This is a genomic window from Curtobacterium sp. MCLR17_059, assembly GCF_003234665.1.
GTDB lineage: Bacteria > Actinomycetota > Actinomycetes > Actinomycetales > Microbacteriaceae > Curtobacterium > Curtobacterium flaccumfaciens.
Map to the genome: position 1 here is coordinate 71,398 of NZ_QKSU01000002.1, position 15,865 is coordinate 87,262.

Here is a 15,865-nt window from a genome sequence, read left to right on the forward strand (position 1 = left end):
CTGGACTCTGCCACGGGGGAGTCGCCGACACCGGGCACGCACCACCACTTTCCGAACCTTCGATCCGCGGCGACCCGTGCGCGTCCGCAGAGAGTGAAACCCACCATGAGCCAGCTCCTCGACAACGTCGACGCAGCATCGCTGCGTACCGACGTCCCGGACTTCCGTCCCGGCGACACCATCAAGGTGCACGTCAACATCATCGAAGGCACGCGCTCGCGTATCCAGGTCTTCCAGGGAGTCGTCATCGGCCGTCAGGGCCACGGCATCGGCGAGACCTTCAAGGTCCGCAAGGTGAGCTTCCAGGTCGGCGTCGAGCGCTGGTTCCCGGTGCACTCGCCGATCATCGACCACATCGAGATCGTCACCAAGGGTGACGTCCGTCGTGCGAAGCTCTACTACCTGCGCGAGCTCCGCGGCAAGGCGGCCCGCCGCAAGATCAAGGAGAAGCGCGACGCCTGATCGCCTTCACAGTGAACGTCCGCGAGCCGGACGCCGCTGCGAGCCCCTCGTCCATGTACGGTTGTGCATCGACGGGGGGCTCTTCCCATTTGCGGGGAGTCAGTGGTTCGAACGAGAGCGGAAATGACGGACACGACAGAGGATTCCGGGCGCAGGCCACGTGCCGAGAAGCAACGGAACGGTGTCCTCACATTCCTCCGCGACCTCGTCATCATCTTCATCGCGGCACTGCTCGTGTCGTTCCTGGTGAAGACGTTCCTGATCCGGTCGTTCTACATCCCGTCGGCGTCGATGGAGAACACGCTCCAGATCAACGACCGCGTCATCGTGAACGAGCTCGTCCCCGGCGCCGTGGCACTGAAGCGGGGAGACGTCGTCGTCTTCAAGGACCCGGGCGGTTGGCTCACCGGGTCCGAGGTGCCGAGCGTCACGCCGGACACCCAGCCCGCGAAGGCCATCGACTGGGCACTGACCCAGGTCGGTCTCGGCACCGGTGACAGCGACGACCACCTGATCAAGCGCGTCATCGGTCTGCCCGGTGACAAGGTGTCCTGCTGCAACGACCTCGGGCAGATGTCGGTGAACGGTGTGCCGATCAAGGAGCCGTACCTGAAGCTCCCCGCCGGCGCCCCGGCCTCGGCGACCGACTTCTCGGTCACCGTGCCGAAGGGCACCATCTGGGTGATGGGCGACAACCGGAACGACTCGAAGGACTCCCGGTACAACGGCGACACCCCGTCGAAGGGCTTCGTCCCGATGTCCGACGTCACGGGTCGCGCGTTCGTCATCTCGTGGCCGGCGAGCCGCTGGACGTGGCTCGACGACCACCCCGAGGTGTTCGCCGGCGTGGAGGAGCGCGACGAGTGACCGCCGTCCGTCCGTCGCTCCGGCTCGAGAAACGTCTGCTCGCCGAGGGCCGCGTGACGGTCATCGGCATGGACGAGGTCGGCCGTGGCGCCATCGCCGGTCCGGTCGGCGTCGGTGTGGCCGCGGTGACGCTCGACATCGGTCGTGTGCCCCAGGGGCTCGCGGACTCGAAGCTGCTGTCGGAGGCGCGCCGGACCGACCTCGTGCCCGTCGTGCAGCGCTGGGCGCGCACGACGGTCGGCATGGCCTCGGCGGACTTCGTCGACCAGCAGGGCATCGTGCCCGCTCTCGGTGCAGCCGGTGCGCAGGCGCTCGGTTCCCTGGTCGCCGACGGGGTGTCCCTCGACGGCGCGGTGGTGGTGCTCGACGGCTCGTTCGACTGGTTGAGCCGTGCGCTGCCCGCGTCGCTCCGTCCGGCCGCCGACCCGCTCGAGGTCGTCGTCCGGGTCAAGGCCGACCGCGACTGCGCCTCGGTGGCCGCGGCGTCCGTGGTGGCCAAGGTCGCTCGTGACGCGCTCATGATCTCCGCGCACGACGAGGCTCCGCACTACGGGTGGGTGTCGAACAAGGGCTACGGGTCGACGGCGCACTACGACGCGATCCGGGCGATCGGGGCGCACGCGCTGCACCGGAAGTCGTGGTTGCACCAGGCCTCGAGCGTCGCACTGGACGGGTTCGACGAACTCGACGCCCTCGCCGGTTGAGCCCGTCGTCCGCACGGGCCTCCGTCGCCGTAGACTGTGGGCGCAATGGATGAGGACGAATTCGACGACTACGACCGCGAGGTCGAGCTGGCCCTGTACCGCGAGTACCGCGACGTGGTGTCGCAGTTCCGTTACGTGGTCGAGACGGAGCGCCGTTTCTACCTGGCGAACGAGGTCGAACTCGTGCGCCGTGACACGGAGCACGACTTCTACTTCGAACTGACGATGAACGACGTCTGGGTCTGGGACGTCTACCGTTCCGACCGGTTCGTGAAGGGTGTCCGGGTACTCACGTTCAAGGACGTGAATGTCGAGGAACTCACGACGCGCGAACTCGAACTGCCGAAGGAACTCGCACTCGACGAGTGATCGTCAATTTCCTTTCTCCTGCTTCTTTCTCGGTGAATCGCCGCTGATCCGGACCGCCGGGGAATTGTGCGCGCTATTCTGATGGGGAAATAACCGCCCCACGAACAGGAGCACCCCATGGCACAGAAGGTCACCGTCCAGCTCGTCGACGACCTCGACGATTCCCCCATCACCACCGGTGAAGGCCGGACGGTCGAATTCGCGTTCGACGGCTCGTCGTACGAGATCGACCTGTCGAACGACAACGTCGACAAGTTCCGCGAGGCGATCTCCGACTACATCGCCGCAGCGCGCAAGGTCTCCGGTCGTCGCACCGGCGGCGGTTCCGCGCCGAAGTCCGCTCCGAAGCGCGGCAACTCCGAAGAACTCGGCAAGATCCGCGAGTGGGCCAAGGAGAACGGGTACGAAGTCTCCTCCCGCGGGCGCATCTCGACGCAGGTGCAGGAAGCCTACGCAGCAGCGCACTGACGCTCGTCGCAGCAGGACCCGGGTGATCTCGATCGCCCGGGTCCTTCTTCTTTCCTCCACAGGGGCAATTCGCCCGCACTGATTCCACAGACTCTCCGACTCCGCCGATCGGTGTGTGCGTTCCGGAGATCGTTGTCGTGGAGGCAACGACATGGAACAAGACGTGCAACGAGCACCGGGGCGGTCGCTCCGGAACGGCCGACTCGGACGATTCGGTGAAGAACGAGCGGTGGCATGGCTCGAAGCCCGGGGATTCCGCGTGCTCGAGCGGAACTGGCGATGTGCCCGCGGTGAGATCGACATCGTCGCGTGGGATTCCTGCACGCTCGCCTTCATCGAGGTGAAGACCCGTTCCGGTGCCGCCACCGGTCACCCGTTCGAGGCGATCACGGCGGCGAAGCTCACCCGGATGCGACGACTCGTGCCCGAGTGGTTCGACGCGCATCCCGAGGTCTCGGCGCGCGCAGTCCGGGTGGACGCCGTCGCGGTCCACGTCGACGGTCCCCGCACCGTCGTCGAGCACCTGGCTGGTGTCCTGTGACGGGCATCGGTCGCGCTGCCGCGGTCGCGCTGCTCGGGGTCACCGGTCGGCGGATCGAGGTCGAAGCGCACCTGACCAGTCAGCTGCCGGCGTTCAGCATCATCGGTCTGCCCGACACCTCGTTGGGTGAGGCACGGGAACGTGTGCGATCCGCGGCGGCGAACGCGGGGTGCCCGCTGCCTGCCCGCCGGATCACCGTGAACCTGACCCCGGCGGCGATCCCGAAACGCGGTTCGGGGTTCGACCTCGCCATCGCGATGGCCGTGCTCGCCGGTGCCGGTCTCGCGCCGGACGTCTCGGATCGCATCGTCTACATCGGCGAGCTCGGCCTCGACGGGCGGGTGCGTCCGGTCCCCGGCGTGATCCCGATGTTGCTCGCCGCGCGCGACGCCGGTGTGGACCGCGTCGTGCTGCCCGTCGGCAACCTGACCGAGGCCCGTGTGGTCGGCGGGGTCCGGATCCGGGGCGTGGACTCGTTGCGGGCGGCGGCGATCGACGCCGGGGCGCTCCTACCGACGGTCGAGGTCGACCCGGTGCTGCCGGTCCCGGTCACGGCCGTGCCGCGTCCCGTAGCCGAGCTGTCGGACGTCGTGGGGAACCCGGTCGGCGTCCGAGCACTCATCGCCGCGGCGGCCGGTGGACACCATGCCCTGCTGCTCGGGCCGCCGGGCGCCGGCAAGACCATGCTCGCCGAACGGCTGCCCGGGTTGCTGCCCGACCTCGACGACGAGACCGCGCTCGAGGTCGCCGCCGTCCGGTCCGTCGCCGGGCTGGGCCCCGCGTCGTGGAGCACGAAGCCACCGTGGGAAGCCCCGCACCACTCCGCGTCGGCGGTCTCGCTCATCGGCGGCGGATCCGGGGTCCTGCGCCCCGGAGCCGTGTCGCGCGCCACCGGGGGCATCCTGTTCCTCGACGAGGCGCCGGAGTTCCCGCGGGCCGTGCTCGACGCGCTCCGGCAACCGCTCGAGTCCGGGCGGATCACGATCCACCGTGCGGCGGGAGCGGCCGAGTTCCCCGCACGATGCCAGGTCGTCCTGGCGGCGAACCCCTGTCCGTGCGGCAACGCCGGTGGCGCGCACGGGCAGCCGTGCGAGTGTTCGCCGAGTACCGTCCGCCGGTACCTCGGCCGCATGTCCGGGCCGCTGCTCGACCGGATGGACATCCGGGTGCTGGTGCCCCGGGTGACGACGGGTCGGATGCGGGACGCGGACGGCAGCACCCCGACGACGGCGGTCGCGCGTGCGGCGGTCGCAGCAGCACGAGCCCGGATGGCGGAGCGACTGCACGGCACAGGGTGGACGCGCAATGCCGAGGTCACCGGGACGTGGCTCCGAGCCGAGGGGCGCATCGAACCCGGGTCGACGGCTGACCTCGACCGAGCACTCGACCTCGGGACCCTGACGATGCGCGGGTGGGACCGTGTGATGCGACTGGCGTGGACGCTCGCCGACCTCGACGCGGTGGAGCGGCCCACGGGTGCCCACGTCCGCGGCGCCTTGGCCCTGCGGAGCGCGCTGTGATGCCGGCGGGCACGGAGCTCCTCGACACGGTGGCGCGCCTGCTCGGGCCGAGCGGTGCCGCGGTGGACCCGGTGCAGGCCGCGGCGCGGGTCGCGTGGTCGGCCATCGTCGAACCGGGGGACTCAGTCGCCGGAGAGCTCCTCAACGGCCTCGGCCCCGAGCGCGCGCTCGGTGCGGTGCTGCTCGCCGCCGACGGAGACTTCGATTCGTTGCTGGGATGCTGCGTCGACGCCGAGGTGCCGGGTGCCGAGGACCCAGCGGTGCTGCTCGGCGTGCTGCAGACCGCGGTGGAACGGTGGCGGCCCCGATTGGCCGCTGTCGAGGTGGGCGACGTGCTCGCGGCGGCTGGCGCGGTCGGTGCCGGACTGCTGGTCCCCGAGAGCGACGGGTGGCCGCCCGCGATGGACGACCTCGGGCCACACGCCCCGGTGGTCCTCTGGACGCGCAGCACGGGTGCACGCCTCGGCGACGGGATGCCGGCGCTCGGGGTCGTGGGGTCCCGGGCGAACACGGTGGCCGGTGCCGAGGCCGCGGCGGAGATCACCTCGACGGCGGCGGACGCGGGATTCCTCATCGTGAGCGGGGGCGCCTACGGGATCGACGCGGTGGCGCACCGTGTCGCCGTCGCCGCCGGGACGCCCACGGTCGCCGTCCTGGCCGGTGGCATCGACCAGCTCTACCCGGTGGGGAATGCGCAGCTGCTCCACAACGTGGCGCGGCAGGGAGCGTTGCTCGCCGAGTCGGCTCCGGGGACGCGACCGACGCGGTGGCGTTTCCTCGCGCGGAACCGGCTGATCGCCGCGCTGGCCGACGTCACGGTCGTGGTCGAAGCGGGCGCCCGGTCCGGGGCGCTCAACACCGCCCACCACGCAGCGCAGCTCGGCCGGCCGGTGTTCGCGGTCCCGGGAGCGTTCGCGTCCTCGGCATCGGTCGGGTGCCACCGGCTCATCGCACAGGGACGGGCGCAGATCGTCGTGCACCCCGGGGATCCGGTCGCGGCGGCGAGACCGGCGACCGGGACGAGCGGGGGAGCGGTGCCGAACGAACCGCTCCTGTCCGGTCGGCAGGACCCCGAGGTGCTCCGGGTGCTCGACGCGCTCGGTCGTCGCGCTCTGCCCGAGGCCGAGATCGCCCGTCGGGCGGGCATGTCGACTGCCGACGTCGCCGACGCGCTCGCCCTGGCGCAGCTGCAGGGACTCGTCGTCGCGAGCGGCGGCGGGTGGGGCCGGGCATGACGGTCGTCAGCCGTACGCTGACGTCGTGGTTGCGCGGACGGACGGTCGACTGGTGGTGGCGGTGGACGCCTTCCTCGGGCACGCCCGGCACGCGCGGGGCCTCAGCGAGCAGACCCTGCGCGCGTACGCCAACGACCTCGAGCAGCTCGTGGCCTTCGCGGAGGGTCGCGGCGTTGACCGCATCGCCGACGTCGAGCTCGAGCTCCTGCGTGACTGGCTGTGGGACGCCGACCACCGGGGGCTCGCCCGGTCGACGATCGCTCGGCGGTCTTCGTCCGTGCGGGCGTTCACGCGCTGGGCGAGCGAGACCGGGGTGACCACGACCGACGCCGCAGTCCGGCTCCGTGCACCGAAGGGCGGGGCGCACCTTCCCCGCGTCGTGTCAGCCGACCAGGTGCGCGTCCTGCTCGACGGGCTCGGTGCACGAGCGGCGACGGACGACCCGACGGCGCTGCGGGACCTGGCCCTGGTCGAGCTCCTGTACGCGGCGGCGATCCGGGTCAGCGAACTCGTCGGGATCGACGTGACCGACATCGATCGCGGACGCCTGACCGTGCGGGTGCTCGGCAAGGGCGGCAAGGAACGCGTGGTGCCGTTCGGGGTTCCGGCGCGGGACGCACTCGAGGCGTGGCTCGAGCGCGGACGGCCCGCCCTCGCAGCACGGGCGGAGGGACCGGTAGGCGCGGCGCTGTTCCTCGGCGACCGTGGCGCCCGACTCGGCGTCCGCAGTGCCTACCGCGTGGTGGCGCGCTTGCTCGGTGATCTGCCGGGCGAGGGCCCGAGCGGGCCGCACACCTTCCGGCACACCGCGGCGACGCACCTGCTCGACGGGGGAGCGGACCTGCGCGCGGTGCAGGAGCTCCTCGGTCACGCCAGCCTCGGCACGACGCAGATCTACACGCACGTGTCGTCGGCCCGGCTGCGCGAGGTCTACCGGACGGCGCACCCGCGCGCCTGACGGCTGGCCGACGTGCGTCCCGGTCGGTGCCCGGTCAGTTTCCGGTCAGTTTCGGTCGGCCTCCAGGGGGGCTTCGCTCATCCGGGCCAGGCCGACTCGGGCAGGAGGACCGGCCACTCGGCTGGTGGCAGGTACGCCATCGGGTCGACGTAGCGACCGTCGACGCGAGCACCGAGGTGCAGGCACGGTGCCGACGCCGGACAGTGCCCGACCGAGACGCGCCCGACCGGCGCGCCCTGAACGACCTCGTCCCCGGCGGCGACCAGGGGTGTCACCGAGTCGAGCGTGCTGACCAGCCCGTCGCCGTGGTCGATCGTCACGACGGTGCGGCCGCCGACCGGGCCGGCGAACAGCACGGTGCCGTCGTCCACCGCCGAGGCAGTGCTGCCGAGGGCTGCCGAGACGTCGAGGCCCCGGTGGCCGGCGGTGTAGTCCGAGGACGGTGCTTCCCAGGCGCGCTCGACCACCCGCGATCTGGTGGGCCAGACCCAGCGAGCCTCGACCCGGCCCGAATCGGTCACAGTGCCCACCGACGCCCCGGCGCCCACCGACACCCCGGCTCCCGTCGACGGCGCGGCACCGAACACCGCCGTCCCGCCCAGCACCGCCGCGCACACCACGGACAGCAGGACGGGACGCGCACTCGATCGCATGTCCCCAGCCTGGGCAGTGGAACCCGGCCCCGGTGCGGACGGGGGCGATCCGTGGAGGGGAAGCCGCGCCTCCAGGCCTGGGGAGGAACGTGCCGAGGACGGAAACGACAGAACCGACGTCGTACGACGGCGACAGTGTCGTTCCGCGTCGGCACCCAAGCGAGCCCGCCCGACCCCGCGCCGTCCCGATCACGCCCCGGTTATGACCAGATCCCGAGCGAGGAGTACAGTCGGGGCCGCTCCGGAACACGCAACGCCGCTCGGACGGCGAACCAGCCGACCGCCGGGGCACCGTGCTGCACAACTGCACGGCGGCAGAACCCAGGAGCATCGTGTCCACCACGACCACCGGGCACGGCGAAGACCGTGCGTTCAAGGGGAAGGTCACCCTGTTCGCCATCGCGGCGGCGGTCGGTGGCTTCCTGTTCGGCTTCGACTCGTCCGTCATCAACGGCGCCGTCGACGCGATCAAGGGTGAGTTCAACCTCTCCGACGCGGCCAGCGGTTTCGCGGTCGCATCGGCCCTGATCGGCTGCGCGTTCGGCGCCTACTTCGCCGGCCGCCTCGCCGACCGCTACGGCCGCACCCGGATCATGTTCTGGGCCGCCGTGCTGTTCTTCGTCTCGTCGATCGGTTCGGCGTTCGCGTTCGCGACGTGGGACCTCGTGATCTGGCGTCTCGTCGGCGGTCTCGGCATCGGTACCGCTTCGGTCATCGCACCGGCGTACATCTCCGAGGTCTCCCCGAAGGCGATCCGCGGGCGGCTGGCCTCGTTCCAGCAGCTGGCGATCACGCTCGGTATCTTCGCCGCGCTCCTGTCCGACCAGCTCTTCGCCGTCACCGCGGGCAGCGCCTCGGCCGAGGTCTGGGGTCTCGCGGCCTGGCGCTGGATGTTCCTGGTCGGGGTGATCCCCTCGGTCGTCTACGGCGTCCTGGCGATCACGCTGCCGGAGTCCCCGCGCTACCTGCTCACCAAGGGCCGTGCTGACGATGCGCGCGTCGTGATGGGCAAGATCGTCCCGCGCGACACCGTGAACACGAGCCTGGAGGAGATCCAGGACGGCATCAAGAAGGAAGCCAACGAGAAGAAGGGCTCCATCCGGGGCAACCGCTTCGGGCTCCAGCCGATCGTCTGGGTGGGCATCATCCTGGCCGTGCTGCAGCAGTTCGTCGGCATCAACGTGATCTTCTACTACTCGACGACGCTCTGGCAGGCCGTCGGCTTCAAGGAGGAGGACTCGTTCCTCATCTCCACGATCACCTCGGTGGTCAACGTCGCCGTCACCTTCGTGGCGATCTTCCTGGTCGACAAGGTCGGCCGCAAGCCGCTGCTCGTCGCCGGTTCCGCGGGCATGTTCGTCTCGCTCACCATGGTCGCCATCGCGTTCTCGCAGGCGACGATCGTCGACGGCAGCCCGAGCCTCCCCGGCTCGTGGGGCGTCATCGCGCTGATCTTCGCGAACCTCTTCGTGGTGTCCTTCGGCGCAACGTGGGGTCCGCTCATGTGGGTCCTGCTCGGCGAGATGTTCCCGAACCGCATCCGCGCCACGGCGCTGGGCATCGGCTCGGCCGCTAACTGGATCGCGAACTTCATCGTGACGATCTCGTTCCCGGTGCTCTCGGGCTTCAACCTGACGGTCACCTACGGCATCTACGCGCTGTTCGCGCTGCTGTCGCTGTTCTTCGTCATCGCCAAGATCCCGGAGACCAAGGGCCGCTCGCTCGAGGAGATGGGCATCTCCGCCGACGGCGACATGGTGGACGCCAAGGCCTGATCGGCCGGTCACGCACCGCGTCCGTTCCGCACGGATCGCCGGACAGGAGGCCCGGATCACGTCAGCCGCGAGGCGCGCGTGATCCGGGCCTCCCTTCTGTTAGCATCTATCCAGCAGCGTGCTGATGCGCGCTGACTTCGCGTGTCCACCAGGCCCTCACGGGCTCGGTACCCGACCACCGGTCCCGCTCTCACGAGCGGGCGGTCGCGTGCCAGGACACCAGGGACCACGACCGACGGTCGTGATCGACACAACCGCAACAGGTCCGCAGCGACGTGCGAGAGCACGGCTGCGCGCCGAGAACACAGAAGGAGGACGGCACATGGCCGTCGTCACCATCCGCCAGCTGCTCGACAGCGGCGTCCACTTCGGACACCAGACCCGTCGGTGGAACCCGAAGGTGAAGCGCTTCATCCTCGCCGAGCGCTCGGGCATCCACATCATCGACCTGCAGCAGTCGCTGGCCTTCATCGACCGCGCGTACGACTTCGTCAAGGAGACGGTCGCGCACGGTGGCACGATCCTCTTCGTGGGCACCAAGAAGCAGGCGCAGGGCTCCATCGCCGAGCAGGCGACCCGCGTCGGCCAGCCGTACGTCAACCAGCGTTGGCTCGGCGGTCTGCTCACGAACTTCCAGACGGTCTCCAAGCGCCTCGCGCGCATGAAGGAGCTCGAGGAGATCGACTTCGACGACACGACGAAGGGCTTCACCAAGAAGGAGCTCCTCATCAAGAAGCGCGAGCTGGACAAGCTCCACAAGACCCTCGGTGGTATCCGCAACCTCACGCGGACCCCGAGCGCGCTCTGGATCGTCGACACCAAGAAGGAGCACCTCGCCGTCGACGAGGCGCAGAAGCTCGGTATCCCGATCATCGGCATCCTCGACACCAACTGCGACCCCGACGAGATCACGTACCCGATCCCGGGCAACGACGACGCGATCCGCTCCGTCGGTCTGCTGACCCGCATCGTCGCCGACGCCGCGGCCGAGGGCCTGAAGACCCGCCACAACGGTGGCGACGAGGACGAGGCCAGCGAGCCCCTCGCCGAGTGGGAGCAGGAGCTCCTCGGTGGCGAGACCGCCGCCACGACCGAGGCGCCCGCCGCCCCCGTCGAGGAGAACGACGCTGACGCGCAGGTCGCCGCGAAGGAGATCGGCGAGCCGATCGCCGACGAGGCGAAGAACGCGGAGCCGACGGCCGAGGCCGAGGCAGCCGCGGAGACCACCCCCGCCGAGTGAGTCGCCGGGGCGCCGGACCCCACCGGGTCCGGCGCCCCGACTGCACTCCACTCTCCACACACGTACAGTCCAGAAAGGACTCCAGTCAATGGCAAACTTCACCGCTGCTGACGTGAAGAAGCTCCGCGAGGACCTCGGCGCCGGCATGATGGACGCGAAGAACGCGCTCGTCGAGGCCGACGGCGACTACGACAAGGCCGTCGAGCTGCTCCGCATCAAGGGTGCCAAGGCCGTCGCCAAGCGCGACGACCGTGCCACCTCCGAGGGTGTCGTCGTCGCGACCTCCGAGAACGGCGCCGCCACGGTCGTCGAGCTCGCGAGCGAGACCGACTTCGTCGCGAAGAACGAGAAGTTCACGACCCTCGCCGACAAGGTGCTGGGCGCGGTCGCCGCTGCCGGTGCCGCCGACGTCGCTGCCGCCAACGCCGCACCGCTGGACGGCAAGACCGTCCTCGAGGTCGTCAACGAGTCGGCCGCCGCGCTGGGCGAGAAGCTCGAGGTCCGCACGGTCCGCCGTGTCGAGGGCTCGGCCTTCGAGATCTACCTGCACAAGACCAGCCAGGACCTGCCGCCGCAGATCGCCGTCGTCATCGCGTACGAGGGTGACAACGCCGCCGAGGCACGTTCGATCGCCCAGCACGTCGCGTTCGCGAACCCGACGTACCTGACCCGCGACGAGGTCCCGGCCGAGGCCATCGAGAAGGAGCGTGCGACCGTCGAGGCGATCACGCGCGAAGAGGGCAAGCCCGAGGCTGCGCTCCCGAAGATCGTCGAGGGCCGGGTGAACGCCTACATCAAGCAGGTGTCGCTCCTCGACCAGGACTACGCGAAGGACAACAAGATCTCCGTCGCGAAGGCCGCCGAGAACGCCGGCATCACGATCCAGGGCTTCGCCCGCGTCAAGGTCGGCGCGTAACGAACCCGTGACGGGGTCAGGAACCAACCAGGTTCCTGGCCCCGTTTTTCGCGCGCGCCGGCACGACACGCGCGCGACACATCCGCGAGTACATTTCCACGAGACCACGACGAAGGGTGCGGACCAGATGACCGACGAGAAGACCGGACGACGCCGCGTTCTGCTGAAGCTGTCGGGAGAGGCGTTCGGCGCTGGCTCCCTCGGGGTGAACCCCGACGTGATCGGCACCATCGCCAAGGAGATCGCCGTCGCCGCGCGCGAGGTCGAGATCGCGATCGTCGTCGGCGGGGGCAACTTCTTCCGCGGAGCCGAGCTCTCGCAGCGCGGCATGGACCGCGGGCGCGCCGACTACATGGGCATGCTCGGCACGGTGATGAACGCACTCGCGCTGCAGGACTTCCTCGAGCAGGCGGGGGCTGCGACCCGCGTGCAGTCCGCCATCGCGATGACCCAGGTCGCCGAGCCGTACATCCCGCGGCGCGCCGAGCGGCACCTCGAGAAGGGCCGGGTCGTCATCTTCGGCGCCGGTGCCGGACTGCCGTACTTCTCCACCGACACGGTGGCGGCGCAGCGTGCGCTCGAGATCAAGGCGGACGAGGTCCTCGTCGCCAAGAACGGCGTCGACGGCGTTTACACCGCCGACCCGAAGAAGGACGCCACCGCCGAGAAGCTGCACCACGTGACCTACCAGGACGCGCTGCTCAAGGGCCTCAAGGTCGTCGACGCCACCGCGTTCTCGCTCTGCATGGACAACGGCATGCCGATGCACGTCTTCGGCATGGAGGGCGACGGCAACGTCCAGGCCGCGATCCGTGGCGAGCGGATCGGCACCGTCGTCAGCAACTGACCCCCGGCGCTGACTAGACTCGACGCCAGTACCGAAGGAGTAACACCGTGATCAGTGATGTCCTGACCGAAGCCACCGAGAAGATGGCGAAGGCTGTCGAGGTCGCCAAGGACGACTTCTCGACCGTCCGCACCGGCCGCATCAACGCGGCACTCTTCCAGAAGATCCCGGTCGAGTACTACGGCACGCCGACGCCGCTCGCGCAGCTCGCGTCGCTGCAGACGCCCGAGGCCCGCACGCTCATCGTGACGCCGTACGACAAGACGGCGCTCAAGGAGATCGAGCGCGCGATCGCGACCTTCCCGAACCTCGGTGCCAGCCCGACGAACGACGGCGACATCGTGCGCGTGACGATCCCGGAGCTCACCAAGGACCGCCGCAAGGAGTTCGTCAAGCTCGTGCGGACGAAGGGCGAAGACCACAAGGTCGTTGTCCGGAACATCCGCCGCAAGGCCAAGGACGACCTCGACGCACTCAAGGGTGAGATCTCCGACGACGAGATCTCGCGCGGCGACAAGGACCTCGAGGCCCTGACGAAGAAGCACGTCGACCAGATCGACGAGTCGCTGAAGAAGAAGGAAGCCGAACTCCTCGAGGTCTGATGCGTCGCTCCGACCAGGGCGATGACCGCCCCACAGCAGAGCACGGGCCCGCGTCGAGCGGGCCCGTGAAGAAGGGGCTCCGTCAGGACTTCGATGCGCGCGCACGAGCGGCGCGCACCGACTTCGAGGCGCAGCTCCGCCAGCGCAAGGCCGACTTCGGCGCGCGCAACGAAGCGCTGACCGCGCGGACCGGGCGCAACCTGCCGGCGGCGATCGGCATCGCGCTCGCGTTCGCGGTCGTGATGCTCGGCACGCTGCTCCTCTGGCCGCCGTCCTTCATGGTCGTCGCGGCGTTCCTGCTGGGCGTCGGCGTCTACGAACTCACGAGCGCGATGCGGTTCGCCGGCCGCGACGTCCCGCGGATCCCGAGCGTCGCCGTCGCGATCGCGATCGTGCCGGCGGCGTTCCTGCTCGGCCAGGTCGCGGCGCTGTTCACCCTGCTCGGCGGCATCGTCCTGATCATCGTCTGGCGACTGCTCGAGGTCGCCGTCGCGCGGCAGAAGCCCCCGGCCGGCAACGTCGCCCGAGACCTCACGAACGGGCTGTTCGTGCAGGCCTACATCTCGTTGCTCGGCGCGTGCGTCGTGCTGCTCTCCGCCCAGCCGGACGGCAACCTCTGGGTGATCGGGTTCATCCTCGTCGTCGTCGCGGTCGACACCGGCGCGTACGCCACCGGGCTGAACCTCGGCAAGCACCCGATGGCTCCCCGCATCAGCCCCAAGAAGACGTGGGAGGGCTTCGCCGGGTCCGTGGCAGCGAGCATCATCGTCGGCATCCTGGTGGCCGTGTTCATGCTCGGGCTGCCCTGGTGGACCGGTGTCCTGCTCGGTGTGCTCATCTCCGGTTCGGCCACGCTCGGCGACCTGACCGAGTCGATGATCAAGCGCGACCTCGGCATCAAGGACATCTCGTCGTTCCTGCCCGGACACGGCGGCCTGCTCGACCGCATCGACAGCATCCTGCCGTCCGCCGCCGTCGCCTACGTGCTGTACCTCGTCGTCAACCACTGACCACTGACCGCTGTCGGGCCGGGCTGAACGCCGCACTCAGCGCGTCCAGGTTGTGCCACGGTCGGGGACTGGCAGAATGACGCCGTGGCCACCACCTTCCCGACCGCAGCCCGTTCCGCCCTCGGTTACGACGTCGACGAAGTCGAGCGTTTCCTCGAGGACGCCCGGCGCGCGTACTCCGCCGACGACAGCGCCCCCGGCATCGAGGCCGCGAAGATCCGCGCCACGGCGTTCTCGATGCGCAAGGGCGGCTACTCCACGTCGCACGTCGACGCCGCACTCGAGCGACTCGAGGACGCCTTCGCGGCCCGCGAGCGTGAGCGGGAGATGAGCGAGGTCGGCAAGAAGGCCTGGTACGCCGAGGCACGGACGAAGGCCTCCGACGTCGTGGCGCGGCTCGAGCGGCCCGACGGACAGCGGTTCAGCCGGGTCAGCGTGCTCGGCACCGGCTACCACCCGAAGGACGTCGACGCGTTCGCCGCCCGGCTCGCCGGGTACTTCCGCGAAGGCAAGCCGCTCAGCCTCACCGAGGTCCGCTCGATCGTCTTCCGCCCGAAGCACGGCGGGTACCGCGAGGCGCAGGTCGACGCGCTGCTCGACGCCGTCGTCGAAGTGATGCTCGCTGTCCGGTGACGACGCGCTGTCCCCAGGTGCTTCGCTTTCCGTGATCGTTCCGTTACCCTGGTCCTACTCATGGGCAGGCACACGGCAGACTCAAGCTCCGACCGCGATACCCGCGAGCACCTCAGCCTCCAGGCTTCCGGTGAGCGCCGCGCGGCAATGCAGCGAACCCGCACGACGGAGACGTCGGCGTTCGGGGTGACCCCGCAGGCAGCGCCCGCGACGACGGGTCCGGTCGCCACGCCGAAGTCGGTGGCGGCGAACCGCGTCTCCGACGAGCGTGTGGCGTCCTTCGCCCACGATGCCCTGGTCGAGGCCGACCAGCGTCCCGCGAAGCAGCGCACCGCGACGGTGCAGCGCCGTGCGACGCCGAAGCTCGTGAAGCCCACTGCGTCGTCGGTGAACGCCGTCGCCCGCAAGCGCGCGATCGCCCCGATGATGTCCTTCGTCGGCGTGTTCCTGTTCGTCGGTGGCTCGCTGTTCAACCCGCTGCAGGCCGACGTGGCACAGGCCGCCGTCGACACTCCGGTGCTCGTGAAGACGCCGCCGGCGCCGCAGCAGTACACCGCGCACGGCACCTACGCCGTGGCCGCCGCCGACCGTGACGGCTACGACGTCACCGTCCCGGCCCCGAAGGTCGTCAAGCCCGTCGTCGAAGAGGACGAAGCCGACGCCGACGCCGAGACCACCGACGACAGCGTGGACGCCGCGGCCACCGAGAACCAGCCGGTCTCGGCCGCCAACACGCTCGCCGCGACCGCTGCGACGCCCGACCCGGGCAGTGCGCAGGCGATCGCCCTGCAGCAGGTCACAGCTCGCGGCTGGGGCACCGACCAGTACAACTGCCTGGTCTCGCTGTGGAACAAGGAGTCCGGCTGGCGGGTGAACGCCTACAACCCCAGCGGTGCGTACGGCATCCCGCAGGCCCTCCCCGGCAGCAAGATGGCCACGGCCGGCGCCGACTGGCAGACCAACCCGGCGACGCAGATCACCTGGGGTCTCAACTACATCGCCGGCGTCTACGGCACCCCCTGCGGTGCCTGGGGACACAGCCAGGCCAACAACTGGTACTGATCG

The 15,865-nt window shown here is 69.9% G+C and carries 18 protein-coding genes; 17 read left to right on the forward strand and 1 reads right to left on the reverse strand.

All coding sequences use genetic code 11. The annotated features are described in order from the left end of the window. Positions 1 to 105: 105 nt before the first annotated feature. The 9 genes from rplS to DEJ12_RS04205 all read left to right on the forward strand — a co-directional run bounded on the left by rplS (position 106) and on the right by DEJ12_RS04205 (position 7,124). Positions 106 to 462, forward strand: coding sequence for a 50S ribosomal protein L19 (gene rplS / locus DEJ12_RS04165; protein ID WP_017888254.1), 357 nt, complete (start codon positions 106 to 108; stop codon positions 460 to 462). 123 nt (positions 463 to 585) lie between these two features. Then, the gene (gene lepB, locus DEJ12_RS04170; RefSeq protein ID WP_027465880.1) at positions 586 to 1,329 is read left to right on the forward strand and encodes a signal peptidase I; all 744 of its coding nucleotides are present in this window, start codon (positions 586 to 588) and stop codon (positions 1,327 to 1,329) included. After that, the gene (locus DEJ12_RS04175; RefSeq protein WP_111029157.1) at positions 1,326 to 2,033 is read left to right on the forward strand and encodes a ribonuclease HII; all 708 of its coding nucleotides are present in this window, start codon (positions 1,326 to 1,328) and stop codon (positions 2,031 to 2,033) included. The genes lepB and DEJ12_RS04175 overlap by 4 nt, the downstream gene beginning before the upstream one ends. Before the next feature lie 45 nt (positions 2,034 to 2,078). Beyond that, positions 2,079 to 2,402, forward strand: a complete 324-nt coding sequence (locus DEJ12_RS04180; RefSeq protein ID WP_017888251.1) for a DUF2469 family protein — start codon at positions 2,079 to 2,081, stop codon at positions 2,400 to 2,402. Positions 2,403 to 2,519: 117 nt separating this feature from the next. Continuing rightward, positions 2,520 to 2,870 (forward strand): Lsr2 family protein, encoded by a 351-nt coding sequence (locus DEJ12_RS04185; protein WP_017888250.1) that lies wholly within the window; start codon positions 2,520 to 2,522, stop codon positions 2,868 to 2,870. A 151-nt stretch (positions 2,871 to 3,021) separates the two neighbouring features. Next, entirely contained in the window at positions 3,022 to 3,411 is a 390-nt protein-coding gene (locus DEJ12_RS04190) for a YraN family protein (protein WP_111029158.1), read from the forward strand. After that, positions 3,408 to 4,931: a YifB family Mg chelatase-like AAA ATPase gene (locus DEJ12_RS04195; RefSeq protein ID WP_111029159.1), complete on the forward strand. Its 1,524-nt coding sequence runs from the start codon at positions 3,408 to 3,410 to the stop codon at positions 4,929 to 4,931. The genes DEJ12_RS04190 and DEJ12_RS04195 overlap by 4 nt, the downstream gene beginning before the upstream one ends. After that, positions 4,931 to 6,166, forward strand: coding sequence for a DNA-processing protein DprA (dprA, locus tag DEJ12_RS04200; RefSeq protein ID WP_111029160.1), 1,236 nt, complete (start codon positions 4,931 to 4,933; stop codon positions 6,164 to 6,166). The genes DEJ12_RS04195 and dprA overlap by 1 nt, the downstream gene beginning before the upstream one ends. A gap of 25 nt (positions 6,167 to 6,191) precedes the next feature. After that, positions 6,192 to 7,124 (forward strand): tyrosine recombinase XerC, encoded by a 933-nt coding sequence (locus DEJ12_RS04205; protein ID WP_111029161.1) that lies wholly within the window; start codon positions 6,192 to 6,194, stop codon positions 7,122 to 7,124. Between the two features lie 77 nt (positions 7,125 to 7,201). Here the strand turns inward: DEJ12_RS04205 and DEJ12_RS04210 are convergent, their stop codons facing one another. Next, on the reverse strand, positions 7,202 to 7,777 hold the full coding sequence (locus DEJ12_RS04210) for a murein hydrolase activator EnvC (protein ID WP_111029162.1): 576 nt from the start codon (positions 7,775 to 7,777) through the stop codon (positions 7,202 to 7,204). A 332-nt stretch (positions 7,778 to 8,109) separates the two neighbouring features. Here DEJ12_RS04210 and DEJ12_RS04215 point away from each other — a divergent pair, with 332 nt between their 5' ends. The 8 genes from DEJ12_RS04215 (at position 8,110) to DEJ12_RS18205 (ending at position 15,862) form a co-directional block, all read left to right on the forward strand. Then, complete coding sequence (locus DEJ12_RS04215) at positions 8,110 to 9,552, forward strand: sugar porter family MFS transporter (RefSeq protein ID WP_258370481.1); 1,443 nt, start codon at positions 8,110 to 8,112, stop codon at positions 9,550 to 9,552. 322 nt (positions 9,553 to 9,874) lie between these two features. Continuing rightward, complete coding sequence (rpsB, locus tag DEJ12_RS04220) at positions 9,875 to 10,792, forward strand: 30S ribosomal protein S2 (RefSeq protein ID WP_027465874.1); 918 nt, start codon at positions 9,875 to 9,877, stop codon at positions 10,790 to 10,792. 88 nt (positions 10,793 to 10,880) lie between these two features. Next, complete coding sequence (gene tsf / locus DEJ12_RS04225) at positions 10,881 to 11,708, forward strand: translation elongation factor Ts (RefSeq protein ID WP_027465873.1); 828 nt, start codon at positions 10,881 to 10,883, stop codon at positions 11,706 to 11,708. Between the two features lie 127 nt (positions 11,709 to 11,835). Then, a complete protein-coding gene (pyrH, locus tag DEJ12_RS04230; protein ID WP_071406376.1) occupies positions 11,836 to 12,555 on the forward strand; it encodes a UMP kinase in 720 nt (239 codons plus the stop codon). 47 nt (positions 12,556 to 12,602) lie between these two features. Further along, the gene (gene frr, locus DEJ12_RS04235) at positions 12,603 to 13,157 is read left to right on the forward strand and encodes a ribosome recycling factor (RefSeq protein WP_027465871.1); all 555 of its coding nucleotides are present in this window, start codon (positions 12,603 to 12,605) and stop codon (positions 13,155 to 13,157) included. Between the two features lie 65 nt (positions 13,158 to 13,222). Continuing rightward, positions 13,223 to 14,167, forward strand: coding sequence for a phosphatidate cytidylyltransferase (locus DEJ12_RS04240; RefSeq protein WP_111029291.1), 945 nt, complete (start codon positions 13,223 to 13,225; stop codon positions 14,165 to 14,167). Positions 14,168 to 14,251: 84 nt separating this feature from the next. After that, positions 14,252 to 14,800 (forward strand): DivIVA domain-containing protein, encoded by a 549-nt coding sequence (locus DEJ12_RS04245; protein ID WP_071406375.1) that lies wholly within the window; start codon positions 14,252 to 14,254, stop codon positions 14,798 to 14,800. Between the two features lie 147 nt (positions 14,801 to 14,947). Continuing rightward, a complete protein-coding gene (locus tag DEJ12_RS18205) occupies positions 14,948 to 15,862 on the forward strand; it encodes a lytic transglycosylase domain-containing protein (RefSeq protein WP_258370479.1) in 915 nt (304 codons plus the stop codon). The last annotated feature ends 3 nt before the right edge of the window (positions 15,863 to 15,865 follow it).